Source organism: Dyella sp. (assembly GCF_051962475.1).
Lineage (GTDB): Bacteria > Pseudomonadota > Gammaproteobacteria > Xanthomonadales > Rhodanobacteraceae > Dyella_A.
The window spans coordinates 1-17,700 of record NZ_JBQCCF010000023.1 but is presented as its reverse complement, the minus strand read 5'-3'; the positions used below and the strand labels follow the sequence as shown (position 1 = coordinate 17,700).

Genomic DNA, 17,700 nt, shown 5'->3' with positions numbered 1-17,700 from the left:
GCGCGTGACGGCAAGCATGCGCGGCTTCCTTTCCCGGATCGCCGCCATGCCTCGCCTGTTTCGCTCCTACCTGGGCCTGCTGGCCCTCGCGCTCACCCTGCCGGCCGCCGCCACGCCGGTCCTGCTGATCTCCATCGACGGGCTGCGCCCGGCTGACGTGTTACACGCGAAGGAGCGCGGCCTGGCATTGCCCAACCTCACGCGCTTCGTGCGCGATGGTGCCTACGCCGAAGGGGTCACCGGCGTGCTGCCCACGCTCACCTACCCCAGCCACGTCACCCTGCTCACCGGCGTGTCGCCGCGAGTGCACGGCGTGGGCGGCAACCTCAGCTTCGACCCGCTCAACAAAAATCAGCTCGGCTGGGACTGGTACGCCAGCGACATCAAGGTGCCCACGCTGTGGCAGGCCGCGCATGACGCGGGGCTCTCCACCGCCAACGTGCACTGGCCGGTAAGCGTGGGCGCGGTGGGCGTGGACTGGAACCTGCCACAGATCTGGCGCACCGGTACCGAGGATGACCGCAAGCTGCTCGCCGCGCTGGCCACGCCTGGCCTGCTGCCGGTGCTGGAGAAGGACCTGGGCCCGTACCCGCAGGGCATCAACGAGGAGCTGGACGGCGATCAGGCGCGCGCCCGCTTCGCAGTGAAGCTGCTCGAACTGCACCAGCCGCAGTTCATGACCGTCTACTTCGCCGCGCTCGATCACGAGGAGCACGCCAAGGGTCCGGGCGCGCCCGACGCCAACCGCGTGCTCGAGCAGATCGACGCGCTGGTCGGCGAAGTGGCGGATGCCGCGCGCCGCGTGCATCCGGACGGCGTGGTCGCGGTCGTGTCCGACCACGGCTTTGCGCCGGTCACGCAGGACGTGAACCTGTACGCGCCGTTCCTCAAGGAAGGCCTGGTGACGCTGAAGGATGGCGCCATTACCGACTGGCAGGCGGCGGTGTGGAACGACGGCGGCAGCGCGGCCATCGTGTTGCGTGATCCTTCCAATGCATCGGTGAAGGTACGCGTGCAGGCGCTGCTCGATCGTCTGCGCCAGGATCCGGCCTATGGCATCGCCGAGATCCTCGATCGTCCACAGTTGCTGGCCAAGGGCGGCAGCGACAAGGCGAGCTGGTTCGTGGTGTTCAAACCCGGTTACGAGCTGGGTATCACTGTGGACGCGCCGCTGCCGGCACCCTCGCACTACCACGGCATGCACGGCTATGACCCGTCACGCCCCGATCAGCGCGCCACCTTGCTGATCGCAGGCCCGGGCGTACCGGCTGGGCGCGACCTCGGCGTGGTCGACATGCGCGACATCGCGCCCACGCTGGCCGGCTACCTCGGCGTGGCGCTGCCCACGGCGCAAGGACATGCGCTGCTCGCGCCGGCGCACTGAATGATCCGGCGGATGTGACAGAACGGTTTAGCCATCCAAATGCGCTGACACGCCGGTGTAAGCGCCGCTTCACACGCGCCACCCATGCTTTCGCGATCCGTTCCGACGGGACGGTCGCAGGTTCCCTTTTCCACTGATGCCGCGAGGGCTTGCGCCCCCGCGACGAGGATGTGCACGCATGTCGAACCGTCTGATCTCCCATCGTCGCGCCGTGCTGGCGCTTGCCCTTTTCGCCGCGCTGCAGGGAAGCGTGCTGGCTACCGATACGCCCAGCGCCACGGATGCGGCGCCCGCCGATGCCGCCGCCGACGCCAGCAAGGTCAAGCAGCTGCAGACCGTGTCGGTGATCGGCCAGGGCGAGTCGCGCCAGGTGCAGCGCATCACCAGCGAAGACGTGAAGGTGCTGCCGCCGGGCAGCAGCCCGCTGAAGGTGCTCGAGGGCAAGCCGGGCGTGCACTTCGAGTCGGCCGATCCGTTCGGCAACTACGAGTGGTCCACCCGCATCAGCCTGCGCGGCTTCAACCAGAACCGCCTCGGCTTCACGCTGGACGGCATCCCGCTGGGCGACATGAGCTACGGCAACCAGAACGGCCTGCACATCAGCCGCGCGCTGATCGCGGAGAACCTCGGCGGCGCCGAGCTGGCCGAAGGCATCGGCTCGCTGGGCACGGCGTCCACCAGCGATCTGGGCGGCACGGTGCAGTTCTACTCGGCCGATCCCACGCCCGACTACGGCGTCACCGTGGCGCAGAGCATCGGCACCGACTCGGCCCGCCGCACCTACGCGCGGCTCGACACCGGCGACCACCACGGCTTTGCCATGTACCTGTCCGGTGCGTACGCCACCGTGGACAAGTGGAAGGGCCAGGGCGACCAGACGCAGAAGCAGTTCAACGGCAAGGCGGTGTACGACTTCGGCGACGACAGCCGCGTCGGCGCGCTGCTCACCACCTCCAGCCGCCACGAGAACGATTACCAGGATCTCTCGCTCGCGCTGGAAAAGCGCAACGGCTGGAACTGGGACAACTTCCGCCCCGACTGGAACCGCGCCGTGGCCGTGGCCACCCAATACCAGACCACCGGCACGGTGAACGACGGCAACGTACAGAGCGTGGATGACGCCTACTACGACGCCAGCGGGCTGCGCGACGACACCGTGGCCAGCGTGTTCGGTGATTTCGCGCTTAGCGACGCCGTGCGCCTGAAGGCCACCGGCTACTACCACAACGATCGCGGCCAGGGTCACTGGTGGACGCCGTACGTGCCGTCCTATCCGGGCACGCCGCAGCAGGCGCCGATCTCGATCCGAACCACCGAGTACGGCATCGACCGCGGCGGCCTCACCGCAGCGCTCAGCTGGGACATCGGTATCCATCACGTGGAGGCGGGCTTCTGGTACGAGGACTCCAACCACAACGTGCAGCGCAACTACTATTACGTCAGCGGTCCGGTCAGCGACAACTACTTCCTTGAAGATCCGAACCTGCGCCAGTTCTACCAGCACTACGAAACCACCACGCGCCAGTTCTATGTGCAGGACAGCTTCAAGCTGCTGGATGATCGCCTGAGCGTGGACGTGGGCTTCAAGTCCCCGCATAGCAAGGTCACCGCGCGCTCGGTGCCTGGCACGCTGAGCTACGGCACACCCGGCGACTACGCCAACGGCTCACTCACCGCCAAGAAGAACTTCCTGCCGCAGATCGGCGCCAGTTACCAGCTCGGCGGCGGCTTGGAGGTGTTCGGCTCCTACGCCAAGAACATCGCCGCCTACCAGGCCGGCATCACCGGCCCGCTGGCCACCGCCCAGGTCGCCTTCGACACCTTCGGCAAGCAGCTCAAGCCCGAGCAATCGCGCACCATCGAGGGCGGCCTGCGCCAGGTCGGCGATTTCTACCAGGCCTCGCTGGCGCTGTATGACGTGAAGTTCGACAACCGCCTGCTGGTGATCTCGCAGTGCGCCGGCATCGTCGGCTGCGCCAGCGGCTACGCCAACGTGGGCTCGGTGAGCAGCCGTGGTGCCGAGCTGGCGGTGAACTTCAAGCTGGCCGACGACCTGCACTGGTCCAACTCGCTCTCCTACAACCGCTCGCGCTACGACAACGACTACGTCAGCGGCTTCGACGCGCAGAACAATCCGATCGTGGTGCCCACCAAGGGCAAGACCGTGGTCGACAGCCCGAAGCAGCTGATCGCCTCGGAGCTGGTGTGGACGCCGGGCCCGTGGGACTTGCGTCTGTCGGCCCACTACACCGGCAAGCGCTACTACACCTACATCAACGACGCCGGCGTGCCGTCGTACTGGCTGTTCAATGCCGCGGTGGGCTACGACTTCGGCAAGCTAGGGTTTGCGCAGGACATCAAGCTCGCGCTCAACGTCACCAACCTGGCCAACAAGCGCTATTTCGGCACCATCGGCTCCAACGGCTTCGTGGTCAGTGATGCCGGCGGCACCTTCCAGACGCTGCTCGCCGGGGCCCCGCGCGCCAGTATGCTGACGGCGACCGTGCGGTTCTAAGCGTTCATGTGCCGCCCGGCCCGGCGTTGGACCGGGCGGCGCTATGATCGAGCGGACCTGTCCCGAAGGATCTCCGGCATGGCCGACGCTCGTCGCGGGAGTCCGCGTTCCCTGCTCGCTCTGGTCATCGCAGCCGCGGCGGCCGGCGCCGTTCTTGGCGGCTTGATGGGCGCACCAGGTGCCGCCGATCGTTGGCGTGTGCTGCACTGGGCGTGCAAGCCGCTGGCGACGATGTTAGTCATCGCGATGGCCTGGCACACGCCGTGGCCGTTGTCCGCGCGCTATCGCCGGCGGGTGCTTGCCGGCTTGGGCTTCGCCTTGCTCGGTGACGTATTGCTGATGCTTCCGGGCGACTTTTTCGTGCCGGGGTTGGCCGCATTCCTGCTCGCTCACGTTTCTTTCCTTACCGCGTGGTTGGACGACAGCCGCTTCGCCGTGCGTCCGCGGGCCTGGCTCGCCTGTCTGCTGGCTGCGGCCGGCCTGCTGTGGCTGCTCTGGCCGTATGTCGCTTCCACGCTGCGGGCGCCGGTGATGATCTACGCGCTGGTACTGGCAACGATGGCGGGGCAGGCGGTGGGTCGTGCCCGGCAGCATGCGGCGATGGCCGACGCCTTGGCGCACCCCGCGCTTCGCGCCGCGATCGGTGCCTTGCTGTTCATGGTCAGCGACAGCCTGCTGGCGTGGGACCGGTTCCGCCATGCACTGCCGCTGTCGGCGCTATGGGTGCTCGGCACCTACTATCCGGCGATCGGACTGATCGCCGGGTCGGTCGGGCGCGAATCCGAACGCGGGCGCTGACCATGCGCGGGTGAGTGCGCGGCCGGCGGGCGTCTTTTGCGCATCGCCGGTATGGGTTCACGTCGTCCAGCCGCGCGCATTCGCGTAGCCGGCCAACGGCACCAGGCCGATCGCCACGAGCAGCACCACGCCCTGCAGCAACGGCGCCACGCCGCTGGCGGCCTTCAGGTGGTCCATCATGACGAACAGGCCGACGTCCTGCGCCAGCACGCCCAGCAGCGAGGCGATGAGCAGGCCGGTGGCCCAGCGTTTGCGCAGCAACAGGCAGAGGCATCCCAGTGCGCCGCCGATGACCGCGACGCCGGTGGCGACGAGAGCCCAGAGCGGACGTTCGCTATACAGCGCCTGCTGTGCTTCGGGCAGCCGGGCAAGGTCCTCGGGGGTGAGTTGCAGGTCGGCCACGAAGGCCGTGCAGCCGGCGAGGTTCCACAGCAGGGCGAGCGCAGCGACAACGTAGAACCAGGTAGGAGGCTTGTTCATGACGTGCTCCTCGAAGGACCCGGCTCGATTGGCCGGCGGCAGGATTAGACCGCCGGATGCCGATCTCCCGTCAAGTGCACCGCGCGGGTCACAGGTGCAGGCGATCGGCCTCCGGATCACGCGCACCAAAAAAAACGCCACCCGTTGCCGGGCGGCGTCGATACAGCTCGAAAGAGGCCGGGACATCGTCCCGGCCTCCGCCCGCACGATCAGAAATCGTACGAAGCGCTCAGACGCACATAACGCGGGGCCTCGAAGTAGATGCCCTGGTTGTACGTGTTGGAGACCGTGTACTTGGCAGCCTCGAACGTCGCATCGGACTGCAGTGCCTTGGTTTCGTTCAGCACGTTGAACACATCCAGGCTGAAAGCCAGCTTGTGATCCGCGAACGCCGGACGATAGGCCACGCTCAGGTCGAGCTTCTTGGTCCACGGGTTGCGGCCCGCATCGCCAGGAGCCGACGGGGAGCCGGCGCACCAGTGGTAGCTCGACTTGTAGCTGCTCGGATCGGACTCGTTGGTGCCGTAGTAACCCAGGCAGCTCTTCGGTGCGCCGGACTGCACGCGCAGGGCGCCGGACAGCATCCACTCCGGATTGAGCTGGTAGCTGCCACGTACCTTCAGCTGGTGGCGGCGGTCGTTCGCCAGCAGGCCGTAGGAGTGGTCCATCAGTGCGGCAGTGTCCCAGTCCTGCGTCTTGGAGACGTCGTCCTGGCCAATGTCGGACTTCACCTGTCCCTCGGTGTTGCCGTAGCTACGGGAGAAGGTGTAGTCAACGCGGGCCTGCCACTTGCCGTCGAACGGATGCTCCAGGTACATGTCGAGCGCGTAGTACTTGCGCTTGGCGCCCTCGTTGAAACCCCAGTCTTCCTTGGTCATGCGGATGAGCTCGGAACCCGAGCCATCGGCATAGTTGACCTTGAAGGTGTTGGTCTCGCCCGGGTTGAAGATGTAGCAACCGCGGAAGTCCAGCTTGCTGGAGTCGATGCCCAGCGAGTCGGCCTTGTCGGCCAGGCGCTGGATGTCGCAAACGTCGTCGATGGCGGTCTGCAGCTTGCGGAACGTCAGCTTGGCACCGGTCACCCACTGCTGACCCAGAGCCTTGTCGAAGCCGACCATCACCTCGTCCTGGTACTGCGACTTGAGGTTGGTGGCGGTCACGGTCTGCGGGTCCGGCGAGACGCCGTACTCGTTGTTGGACGACACCGGGCCAGGCCCAATGGAGGTCAGGCCGGTCGGGTTGCCGTTGGCATCGATGCCCGTGTAGGTGAAGTATTCGTCGGTGAACGTGGAGGCCGAGGCACCACGGATCGCCACGCTGGCCGGCAGCGCCAGGTAGTAGCGACCCAGGTTGCCGTAGACCTTCAGCGAGGAATCACCGAACACGTCCCAGCTCGCGCCCAGGCGGGGAGCCCACTGGTTGTCGTTGTTGACGTAGGCCTGGCCGAGGTTGTTGTAGTTGGTGAACTTGTCGTTGCGCAGGCCGAGATTCAGCAGGACGTTGCTGCTGACCTGCCAGGAGTCTTCCAGGTAGTACGCCTTCTGCTTCACCGACATGCTGGTGATGTTGTCGAGGATGTAGCGATCGACGTAGTAGCCATCACCGCCCGGGGCACCAACGCCGAGACCCGCGTCGAGTGCTTCGTCGGGGGCATTGGTCTTGCCGTAGATCCACGCGTAACCCGGGCCGGTCATGCCCTGGCCCTCGTTGGAGGAGCCGTAGTACATGTTGTCGATACCGGCCGACAGCGTATGGTCGCCGAGACGGTACTCGAGGTCGGCACGCAGGCCGTGGGTCTTGTTCTGTGCGCTCGGATCCTTGGCGTACAGCGCGGTCTGGCCGTTGCGGATCGGCGACCCACCGGTGTATGCCGGGTTCTGGTTGTATGAGGTGTACAGGTACGGCTGGTCGCTCGCACCCGGCACGGCCGAGTAATCCTCGTTCTTGCTCCAGCCGTACTGCGCGCTGAAGGTCAGATCATCGGTGATGTAGCTGGTGTACTTGCCGATGTAGTAGCGCGACGACATCTTGGTCGAGGTGTCGTTGCCGATGAAGCTGCCGGTCTTGCCGGTGCTGTAGTCGTACTGGTACAGCTGGCCGGCGTACTCATCCTTGTTGTCGACCGTGGTCAGCTCCAGGATGTTGCTGTCGTTGATGTTCCAGTCGAGCTTCGCGTACACCTTCGGACGGCTGTACTGGTAGTACAGGTTGTTCGGATTCGAAGACTGGATCGACGAGGTCGACTTGCCCTGCTCCTTGTCCGCCTCAGCGGCCAGGAAGAAGAACAACTTGTCCTTGATCAGCGGGCCACCGACGTAGGCGCTATAGGTGGTTTCCCAGCTGCCGTTATCCTTGCGCGAGCGGTACACCGAGCCCGGCAGGCTGCCGTCCTGGTAGGTGTAACCGTTGGGCAGGCGCTGATTGGGGAAGTACACGTAGGCCGGATCGGCGGCTGCGTACTTTGGCGACCACACCACCTGCGCACCGAAGTGCCACTCGTTGGTGCCGCGCTTGCCGACCTGGTTGATCACGCCGCCGTCGGAGCGACCGTACTTGGCGCTGTAGCCGCCGGTCAGCACCTGCTGCTGGTCGATGGCGCCGTACGGCAGGCCAACACCACCCAGGGCGTTCAACGGATTGGTGGTGTTGTAGCCGTTGATGTAATAGGCGTTCTCGCTGACGCCCGCACCGCCGAACGACACGGCGTTGTTGAAGTAGCCGCTGCCGGCCACGGTGCCGGGTGCGAGCAGTGCGATGGACTCGGCGGTGCGGTTGAGCGGCAGGCGCTGAAGGTCCTGCGAGGTGATCACGGTACGCGAGTCGACCGAGGTGACGTCGATCGAGGGCAGCGCGTTGGCCGACACCGAGATGGCGCTCAGCTGCTGCGCATTGTTCGCCGAGGCGCCCAGGTCGACTTCGACGCCGCCGCCCACACGCAGCGAGACATTGTTGCGCGAGTCGACGGTCTGGCCGTCCTTCAGCAGGGTGACGGTGTAGTTACCCACCGGCAGGGAGCTGGCCGAGTAGCGGCCGGACGCGTCCACGGTGACCTGGCGGGAGAAGCCCGACTCGCTGTCGATCTTCACGGTCTGGCCGGCACCATTGGGCACCTGGCCGAAGATGGCACCCGTGGTGGCCTGGCCAAACGCTGCGCCAGCCAGACTCATGCCCACGGCCAACGCCAGCGCCGAGCGGCGATTAAACAAAGTGTGCTTCATTGTTGTTTGAACTCCAGACAAACAATAGCCGTGGGCCAGCACCTGCGTGCTGGGCCAGATGGCTTGGAGACGGAACGCTGCCTTGGGGAAGGTGGCGCACCACGGCATCGTCTAGCTTGGGGGATCGACGATGTAACGCCGACGTTAAGCCAAGGTTGCCCTTCAGTGCAAGCCAGCTAAAGACATGCAATCCGTGTATACGCGGAAAAGTTCCCGCTGGCATGAATCGGCGCGCCGCTGTTGGCGCCATTCCCACGTGCCGATCCTGATCCGGCGGTGCCCACATTCTCGCGTCAGCGGCGGCCGAGTAGCAGATTTGTCGAGGTCACGACATACGAAGAGGCGCGGTTGCCCGCGCCTCTTTGGTGCCTCATGACGATCCCCTGAAGGGGATTCAGGCCTCCAGCAGCGGCTGAGGGTCATCCGACGGTTGGTCAGCGTGATGGTCGGTGGACAGCAGCATGTAGAACGCCGGCACCACGAACAGGGTGAACAGCGTGCCGATCGCCAGGCCGGTGGAGATCACCAGGCCCATATTGAAGCGTCCGGCCGCACCGGCGCCGGAGGCGATCACCAGCGGCACCACACCCAGCACCATCGCCGCGGTGGTCATCAGGATCGGGCGCAGGCGCACGGCGGCGGCGTGCTCGATCGCCTCGCGCTTGCTCATGCCCGCCAGCTGCGAATGGTTGGCGAACTCCACCATCAGGATGCCGTGCTTGGAGATCAGGCCCATCAGGGTCACCAGGCCCACCTCGGTGTAGATGTTGAGGCTGGTGAACAGGTTGACGAAGATCAGCGCGCCGAAAAGCGCCAGTGGCACCGACACCAGGATGACGATCGGATCACGCAGGCTGTTGAACTGCGCGGCCAGCGCCAAGAACACGATGATCACGGCGAACAGCAGAGTGCCGCCGAAGCCGCCCGATTCCTGCGTGAACTGCCGCGACTGGCCGGCGTAGTCCACGGTGTAGCCGGTAGGCGCGACTTCCTTCACCAGGTCGCTGAGGTACTTCAGCGCATCGCCCTGCGACATGCCGGACACGCCGGAGATGGTCGCCGAGTTCAACTGCTGAAAGTGATTGAGCGAACGCGGCACCACCTGGTGCTTGATCTTCGCTACCGTGGAGGCTTGGATCACCTCGCCGCCCGGGGTGTTGATGTAGTAGTCCAGCACCTGGTGCGGGTTCAGTCGGTCGGCCTGCAGTACCTGCGGGATCACCCGGTACGAGCGGCCGGAGATCGAGAAGTAGTTGACGTAGCCGCCGCCCAGCGCCGCCCCCAGCGAGGCGCCGATGTCCTGCTGGGTCAGCCCCAGCGAGGTAATCATGTCGCGGTCGAACGACACCGTCGCCTGCGGCTTGTCTACCTTCAGGTCCGAGTCGATGAAGTAGAACTTGCCACTGGCCTGCGCCTTGGCGAGCACCTGGCTGGCCACCTCGTTGAGGTTCTCGAACGGCTCGGTGGTGGTGATCACCATCTGGATCGGCAGACCCGAGGCGCCCGGCAGTGGCGGGAACTGGAACGCCGCCACCTGCGCACCGGCGATGCCGTTCCAGGCCTGCTGCAGCTCTTGTTGCAGCTGCTGGGCCGAGCGGCTGCGCTGATCCCACGGCTTGAACAACACGCCGCCGATGCCCTGGTTGGTGGTTGGCACGCCGGTGAGCTGGAACATCTGCTCGTATTCCGGCAGCTTCTTCGCCGCGGCAAACATCTGCTCGGCGTACACGTTCATCTGCTGCGCGGTGGCATTCGGCGCGCCGACGATCTGCCCGGCCACGATGCCCTGGTCCTCTTCCGGAGCCAGCTGCGACTGCGCCGTCATGCCCAGCGCGACGGTCGCCAGCAACAGCAGGGCGGACATCACGATCACCACCGACCAGGTCGACAGCGTGCCATGCAGCAAGCGCTTGTAACCGTGCTGCACGCGCTCGAACTGGTGGTCGATGAACTTCACGAAGCGCCCGTCGTCCTGCTCGGCGCGGAAGAACTTCGCGCACATCATCGGCGACAGCGTGAGCGCCACCACCGCCGAGACGGTCACAGCGCCGGCGAGGGTAAAGGCGAACTCGGTGAACAGCGCGCCAGTGAGGCCCTTCTGGAAGCCGATGGGCACGTACACCGCGATCAGCACCACGGTCATCGCCAGGATCGGTCCGCCCAGCTCGCGCGCGGCCAACAGCGCCGATTGCAGTGGTGTCTTGTGTTCCTCCTTCATGTGGCGGTCGACGTTCTCCACCACGATGATCGCGTCGTCCACCACCAAGCCGATCGCCAGCACCAGCGCCAGCAGGGTCAGCAGGTTGATCGAGTAACCCAGCGCCAGCATCACGAAGAAGGTGCCCACCAGCGACAGCGGCATCGCGATCACCGGGATGATCACCGCGCGCAGGCTGCCCAGGAACAGGAAGATCACCAGCGTGACGATCACCAACGCTTCGACCAGGGTCTTGACCACCTCGTCGATGGAGCTGTTCACGAACTCGGTGCCGTCGTAGACGATCTCGCCGGTGATGCCGCTGGGAAGCTGGTGCTGGATTTCGGGGAACGCATCGCGCACGGCCTTGGCCACGTCCAGCACGTTGGCGTCCGGCGCCACCTTGATGCCGATAAACACCGAGCGCTTGCCGCTGAAGGCCACGTTGAAGTCGTAGCTGTCCGAGCCCAGCGTCACCGTGGCGACGTCCTCCAGGCGCACGATGGCGCCCTTGTCCTGCTTCACCGCGAGCTGCTTGAACTCGTCCACCGTATGCAGGTCGCTGGCAGCAGTGAGGTCCACCGTGACTGCCTGGCCCTTGGACGAGCCCACCGCGGCGAGATAGTTGTTCGCCGCCAGCGCCTTGTTGACGTCCGCCGCGGTCACGCCGTGGGCGGCCATCTTGGCCGGGTCCAGCCAGGCGCGCAGCGCGAAGTTGCGCGCGCCGAGCAGCTCGGCGGTCTGCACGCCGGAGATCGAATCCAGCTTGGGCTTGACCACGCGCGAGAGGTAGTCGGTGATGTTGTTGGTGGGCAGCACGTCGCTGTAGAAGCCCATGTACATCGCATCGACCGTTTCACCGGTCTGCACCGTGAGCACCGGCTGCTGCGCCTGCTGCGGCAGCTGGTTCTTCACCGAGTTCACCTGGGTGGTGATCTCGGTGAGTGCGCGGTTGGCGTCGTAGTTCAGGCGCAGCGTGGCGGTGATGGTCGACACGCCCTGCACGCTGGTGGAGGACAGGTAGTCGATGCCCTGCGCCTGCGAGATCGCCTGCTCCAGCGGCTGGGTGATGAAGCCGGCCATGGTCTGCGCGTCGGCACCGTAGTAGGCGGTGCTGACGGTGACGGTGGCGTTCTCGGTCTCCGGATACTGGCGCACCGTGAGGCTGGTGACGGCCTTCAGGCCGAGCACCAGGATCAGCAGGCTGACGACGATCGCCAGGACCGGCTTGTTGATGAACAGGTCGGTGAATTTCATGGGCGCTGGCTCACTGCTCCTGCGGCGTCGGGCTGGCGCTGTCGGCCGGCTGCACGCGGTTGTCGACGGTGATCGGCGCGTCGTTCTTGAGCTTCATCTGGCCGCTGGTCACCACTTCGGTGCCGGCGCTGATGCCCTTGAGAATGGCCACCTGGTCGCCTCGGCTGTCACCGGTGGTGACGAAGGCCTGCTTCACCGTGGGCGGGTTCGGCTTGCCCTTGGCGTCCTTGCCCTTGGACGGCTGCACCACGTACACGGTGTCGCCGTACGGGTTGTAGACGATCGCCGCCTGCGGCAGCGTCAGTTGCGTGCGCTGCTGGCCCACATCGACGCTCACCTTGGCGAACATGCCCGGGGTCAGCGTCTGGTCGTGGTTGGGCACGGTGGCCTCCACCTGCACGTTGCGCGTGCTGGTATCCACCTTCGGGTTGATCGCGCTGAGCTTGCCGCTGAAGCTGCGCCCGGCGTAGGCGTCCAGGGTGAGCGTCACCGGCTGGCCCACCTTGAGCCGGCCCAGCTCGCCCTGCGGCACGTTGAAGTCCACGTACAGCGGGTCGAGCTGCTGTACCGTCACCACCGTCGTGCCGGCGGCGAGGTAGTCGCCCGGGCTGATCGTGATGATGCCGGCGCGGCCGTCGAACGGCGCACGCAGCTGCTTCTTGGCGATCACTACCTGCTGCTGGGCCACGGCCGCCAGCCGCGCCTTGGTATCGGCCTGCGCGGTGTCGAAATCGGCCTGGCTGATCGCCTGGGCCGCGAGCTGCTTGCGCGCGCGCTCCAGGGTGATCTTCGACAGCTCGGCGTTCGCCTGCAGCTGCTGCAGCTGTGCCACCTCGTCGCCGTCGCGCAGTTGCACCAGCAGCTGGCCCTTCTTCACTTCCTGGCCGGACTTCAGGTTCACGTCGGTGACCAGGCCGGCCACCTCGGCGGCGAGATCCGCACCGTTGGCGGCGCGCAGCGTGCCGACCGCGTTGAGCGCGGGTTGCCACGGTTGCTCGGCCGCCTTCACCGTGCTCACGGTGACCGGGCCGGGCTGGGGCATGGAGTGGATCATGCGCATGACCAGCAGCACCTTGATGCCGACGATCACTGCAATCAGGGCGAGCGTGCCCAGGATCACCCAGATCATCCGCTTGAGCGTGCTGGGCTTCTTGTCTGCGCGTGTCGTCATGCGCGAATTCCTTATCGGGAAACGTTGGAAGGGGAAGCGGAAGTGGCCATCGGTGCGGCGGCGTCCTGGCGCCAGCCACCGCCGAGCGCGGTGTACAGCGCGGCGGTATCGGACAGTCGCGCGGTACGCGCCTGGATCAGCGTGATGCGCGCCTGCTGGTAGCTGCGCTCGGCATCGAGCAGGTTGAGGTAGCCGGTGGCGCCGAGACGGTACTGCTCGCGGGTCAGATCCAGCCGCTGCGAAGCGGCCTGCTCGGCGGTGGCCTGGGCGGCCAGCGTCTGCGCGTCGTACTGCAGCGCCTGCAGCGCGTCGGCCACGTTTTGGAAGGCGGTCAGCACGGTCTGCTGCCAGTCGGCGGCGGCCTTGTCGAGGCCCGCCTGCGCGGCCCGCTTCCTGTGCAGCAGCTCACCGCCGTGGAACAGCGGCTGGGTGAGGCCCAGCCCCAGCGACCACGCGCCGGTGCCGGCGGAGAACAGATCGCCGCGGCTGAAGGCCTGCGATCCGGCACTGCCGGACAGGGTGATCTGCGGCAGCATCGCGGCGGTGGCCACGCCGACCTGGGCCGAAGCCGTATGCAACGCAGCGGAGGCGGCGCGGATGTCCGGACGCTGGTCCACCAGCTGGGCGGGCAGGCTCACCGGGATGTCCTTCGGCAGTCGCACCGCATCGAGCGTCAGCGGTGCGGCGTCCAGTTGCGCCGGGGTGGTGCCGAGGTAGGTCGCCAGCCGGTTGCGGGTGGCGGCGAGCTGGGCGCGCAGCGGCGGCAAGGTCGCCTCGGTGGTGGCCAGCTGAGCGCGCACGGCCAGCGTGTCCGACAGCGACTTGGCGCCGATCTGCTGCTGCGTGCTGGCGATGTCCAGCGTCTTGCGCTGCCAGTCGACGATCTGCTCGGTGGCGCGGATCTGCTCGCGCAGCGAGGCCTCCTGCAGCGAGGCGGTGACCACGTTGCCGGCCAGGGTCAGATAAGTGGAGTCGAGCTGCGCCTGCTGGTAGTCGCGCTGCGCCAGCTGGGCCTCAATGCCGCGCCGCACGCCGCCGAACAGATCGAGCGCGTAGCCCACACTGACCGACGCGTTGTACAGGGTGAAGGGACCCACGGCGCCCGGCACGCCGGACGCTGCAGCCGACTGCTTCTCGCGCGTGGCGCCGAGACTGGCGTCGACCGACGGGAACAGTCCGCCGCGCGCCGCGCTGGCGTTCTCCTGCGCCTGGCGCAGGGCGGCCTGGGCCGAGTCGATCGACGGGCTGTGGCGCAGCGCCATCCACACGCGTCGGCTCAGCTCGTCATTGCCGAAGGAGGTCCACCAGCGCGCCGGCACGTCGCGCCCGGCCAGGAACTGCTGCGCGTCGCCGCCGGGCGTGGCCGCGTCGGTCGTCGCCGCGGGCAAGGGCGCCGGCGTGTAGCGGTCCACCACGGGTGCATCGGGACGCCGGTAATCCGGGCCCACGGCGCAGCCGGCGAGCCAAAGGGGAAGCGCCAGCGCCGCAATTATTTGCGCGCTCCGGGCGAGCGGCGGGAGCGTCTTGGGAGCACGAAGACGGGACAAGGGCGGTAACCTGGGTGGAGTCCTGAGGAGGCGCGACATTAGCATACCAATCAGTTCAGTTATGCATGTCGCAAGTAACAAGCAACGGGTGACAAACCTCACATGAAAAATCGTCGGCATGTGTATCTATCCGCGGAGGAGTGAGGGGTGAGGGAGGTGGTGTCTGCATGGCGACGAACCACGCCCCTCTGTTTCGACAACCGGCCCCGTCCGCATGGCTATGATGATCGCAGCGCACGGAGCAAGCCCGTGCGCTGCCCCTCCAACTATGCTGCCCCGGCCGAGCGCGCGCGATGATTTCCGCTGAAACCGTCATCACCTTTGCCACCCCGGTGTTCTTCGCCCTGATCGGCGTGGAGCTGCTGGTGGCGAAGCTGCGCGGCCAGCGCGCCTACCGCAGCAACGATGCCGTCACCAGTATCGGGCTGGGGGTGATCTCGCAGCTGGTCGGGGTATTCCTCAAGGTGCTTACGGTCGGTGTCTACGCGTGGTGCGTGGAGCACGTGGCGCTGTTCGCGTTGCCGGCCGACGCCTGGTGGGTGTGGGTCAGTGGCCTGCTGCTGTACGACTTCCTCTATTACTGGCTGCACCGTATGGGGCACGAGGTGAACATCCTCTGGGCCGCGCACGTGGTGCACCATCAGAGCGAGGACTACAACCTCTCCACAGCATTGCGCCAGACCGCCACCGGCGGCCTGCTGGGCTGGCTGTTCTACCTGCCGATGGCGCTGCTCGGCTATCCGGTAAGCGTGTTCGTGGCCGTGGCGCTGATCGACCTGCTGTACCAGTTCTGGGTGCATACCGAGCAGGTCGGCAAGCTCGGCTGGTTCGACCGCGTGTTCTGCTCGCCCTCCAACCATCGCGCGCACCACGCGGTGAACGACCGCTACCTCGACCGCAACTACGGCGGCATCCTGATCCTGTGGGACCGCCTGTTCGGCAGCTTCGTCGAAGAAGACGACAACGATCGTCCGATCTACGGCACGCGCGCGCCGCTGCGCAGCTTCAATCCGCTGTGGGCGAACCTGGAGGTGTACTGGGCCACCTGGCAGGAGGCGCGTCGGGCGACGCGCTGGCGCGACAAGCTGCAGATCTGGTTCCGCCCGCCGGGCTGGCGACCGGCCGACGTGGCGGCACGCTTTCCCAAGCCGGCCTTCGACCTCGCCCGCGAACGTTTCGACCCGCCGCTCACCCGTCGCCGTGCTGTCTACGGACTGGCGCAGTTCGCACTGCTGCTGGGTATGACCACGCACTTCCTCGGCCTGGCGACACAGGCCCGCCTGGGCGTGCTGCTGGGGTATGCGGTGGTGATCGCGCTGAGCCTCACCGTGCTTGGGGCGTGGTGGGAAGGGCGGCGCGGCGCGGTGTGGCTGGAGGCCGCGCGAGTGGTCGCGCTGGCTGTGGTGCCGGTGCTGCTGGGGCGTTGGTTCGGCCTCGACGGGGCGCCGGTGCGGCTGGCTTTCGCGCTGGTATTCGGCACCAGTGCGCTCGCACTGGCGTGGGTGACGCGTGGCGCCGACAGCCCTTCCGGCACGGGCGCCATGGCCATGGGTGGGGCGCGCGCAGCCGCTTCCAAATAGCCATCTATACGCCCAAATAATTGATTTTGTTAGATGTCCGTGAATGTTTTCGCGGACATCGTTGTTATAGTCATCGGCTGTTACACGTCGGTATCAAGGGGATGCATGATGGGTTTTCTAGCCAAGCTGGTGCGCCACAAGTCGATCGAGCAGCTGCAGGCCGAGGCCGGTAACCGCGGTGATTTCCGCCGCGTACTGGGGCTCTGGCAGCTCACCGCGATCGGCGTGGGCGCCATCATCGGCGTGGGTGTGTTCGTGCTCGCCGGCCAGCAGGCCGCGGCGAACGCCGGCCCGGCGGTGGTGCTCAGTTTCATCATCGCGGGCCTGGGCAGCGCGTGCGCCGCGCTGGCCTACGCCGAGTTCGCCGGGATGATCCCGGTCACCGGCAGCGCCTACACCTACGGTTACGCGGTGCTGGGCGAACTGTTCGCCTGGATCATCGGCTGGGATCTGCTGATCGAGTACGCGCTGATCGTGGGCGTGGTGGCGATCGGCTGGTCCGGCTACGTGCAGGCGCTGATCGAGCAGATCTTCGGCGTGTCGCTGCCGGTATGGGCGCAGGGCGCCTACGATCCGCAGCACCCGGACAGCGGCAAGGTGTTCAACGTGATAGCCGCGGCGATCTCGCTGCTGATCGCCTGGATGCTCACGGTGAAGACCGAGTGGGGCGCGCGGGCCAACACCGTCATCGTCACCATCAAGGTGATCGGCGTGGCGCTGGTGATCGGCGTGGGCGCGTTCTACGTCAACACGGCCAACTGGCACCCGTTCATTCCCACCGCGGTGGTCAAGGACGGCATCAGCAGCTACGGCTGGGGTGGCGTGCTGGCCGCGTCGAGCATCGTGTTCTTCGCAGTGTTCGGTTACGACACGCTGACCACGGCGGCGGAGGAATCTAAGAACCCGCAGCGCGACCTGCCACGCGCCGTGCTGCTCTCGCTGGCGGTGTCGATGGCGCTGTACATCCTGGTATCGCTGGTGCTCACCGGCATGGTGCCGTACGACCAACTCAGCGGCGCCGCGCCGGTGGATGCGGCGTTCAAGGCGCTGGGTCTGGACTGGGTGCGCGGCATCATTTCGGTCGCGGCGATCGCCGGCATCACCAGCGTGATGTTCGCCTTCATGCTCGGCGCGGCGCGCATCTGGTTCGCGCTGTCGCGCGACGGCCTCTTGCCACGCTGGTTTGCGCGCGTGCATCCACGTCATGGCACGCCGTATCGACCCACCGTGATCCTGGGCGTGTTCAGCGCGGTGGTCGCAGGCTTCCTGCCGATCAACGAAGTGGCGGAACTGGTGAACATCGGCACGTTGTCGGCGTTCATCGTGATCTGCCTGGCGGTGCTGGTGCTGCGCGTGCGGCGACCCGACGTGCGGCGTGGTTTCCGCACCCCTGCGATCTGGATCGTCGCGCCGCTGGGCATGCTGTTCTCGCTGTTCCTGATCATCGGCTGGCCGTGGTACAGCGACGCACACTTCCACCTGATCGGTGGCCTCGCCGGCATCACCATCGACCGTTTCGTGGTCTGGCTGGTGATCGGATTGGCGTTGTACTT

At 66.4% G+C, this 17,700-nt stretch carries 10 protein-coding genes; 5 read left to right on the top strand and 5 right to left on the bottom strand.

Annotation, left to right across the window (positions count from 1 at the left end; all coding sequences use genetic code 11):
• The first annotated feature begins 46 nt into the window (after positions 1-46).
• The 3 genes from ACTHJF_RS05245 (at position 47) to ACTHJF_RS05235 (ending at position 4,697) form a co-directional block, all read left to right on the top strand.
• The gene (locus ACTHJF_RS05245) at positions 47-1,384 is read left to right on the top strand and encodes an alkaline phosphatase family protein (RefSeq protein ID WP_440266187.1); all 1,338 of its coding nucleotides are present in this window, start codon (positions 47-49) and stop codon (positions 1,382-1,384) included.
• Between the two features lie 178 nt (positions 1,385-1,562).
• Entirely contained in the window at positions 1,563-3,899 is a 2,337-nt protein-coding gene (locus ACTHJF_RS05240; RefSeq protein ID WP_440266186.1) for a TonB-dependent receptor, read from the top strand.
• A gap of 78 nt (positions 3,900-3,977) precedes the next feature.
• On the top strand, positions 3,978-4,697 hold the full coding sequence (locus ACTHJF_RS05235; protein ID WP_440266185.1) for a lysoplasmalogenase: 720 nt from the start codon (positions 3,978-3,980) through the stop codon (positions 4,695-4,697).
• Between the two features lie 57 nt (positions 4,698-4,754).
• On the opposite strand, the gene ACTHJF_RS05230 is transcribed toward ACTHJF_RS05235, so the two are convergent.
• The 5 genes from ACTHJF_RS05230 to ACTHJF_RS05210 all read right to left on the bottom strand — a co-directional run bounded on the left by ACTHJF_RS05230 (position 4,755) and on the right by ACTHJF_RS05210 (position 14,567).
• Complete coding sequence (locus ACTHJF_RS05230; RefSeq protein WP_440266184.1) at positions 4,755-5,177, bottom strand: hypothetical protein; 423 nt, start codon at positions 5,175-5,177, stop codon at positions 4,755-4,757.
• A gap of 209 nt (positions 5,178-5,386) precedes the next feature.
• Positions 5,387-8,395 (bottom strand): TonB-dependent receptor, encoded by a 3,009-nt coding sequence (locus ACTHJF_RS05225; protein ID WP_440266183.1) that lies wholly within the window; start codon positions 8,393-8,395, stop codon positions 5,387-5,389.
• A 394-nt stretch (positions 8,396-8,789) separates the two neighbouring features.
• On the bottom strand, positions 8,790-11,849 hold the full coding sequence (locus tag ACTHJF_RS05220; RefSeq protein ID WP_440266182.1) for an efflux RND transporter permease subunit: 3,060 nt from the start codon (positions 11,847-11,849) through the stop codon (positions 8,790-8,792).
• A 10-nt stretch (positions 11,850-11,859) separates the two neighbouring features.
• A complete protein-coding gene (locus ACTHJF_RS05215; RefSeq protein WP_440266181.1) occupies positions 11,860-13,020 on the bottom strand; it encodes an efflux RND transporter periplasmic adaptor subunit in 1,161 nt (386 codons plus the stop codon).
• Between the two features lie 11 nt (positions 13,021-13,031).
• The gene (locus tag ACTHJF_RS05210) at positions 13,032-14,567 is read right to left on the bottom strand and encodes an efflux transporter outer membrane subunit (RefSeq protein WP_440266180.1); all 1,536 of its coding nucleotides are present in this window, start codon (positions 14,565-14,567) and stop codon (positions 13,032-13,034) included.
• 293 nt (positions 14,568-14,860) lie between these two features.
• Here ACTHJF_RS05210 and ACTHJF_RS05205 point away from each other — a divergent pair, with 293 nt between their 5' ends.
• On the top strand, positions 14,861-16,147 hold the full coding sequence (locus tag ACTHJF_RS05205) for a sterol desaturase family protein (protein WP_440266179.1): 1,287 nt from the start codon (positions 14,861-14,863) through the stop codon (positions 16,145-16,147).
• Between the two features lie 108 nt (positions 16,148-16,255).
• Positions 16,256-17,700, top strand: a 1,445-nt coding sequence (locus tag ACTHJF_RS05200) for an amino acid permease (protein WP_440266178.1), incomplete at its 3' end; no start/stop codon positions are given.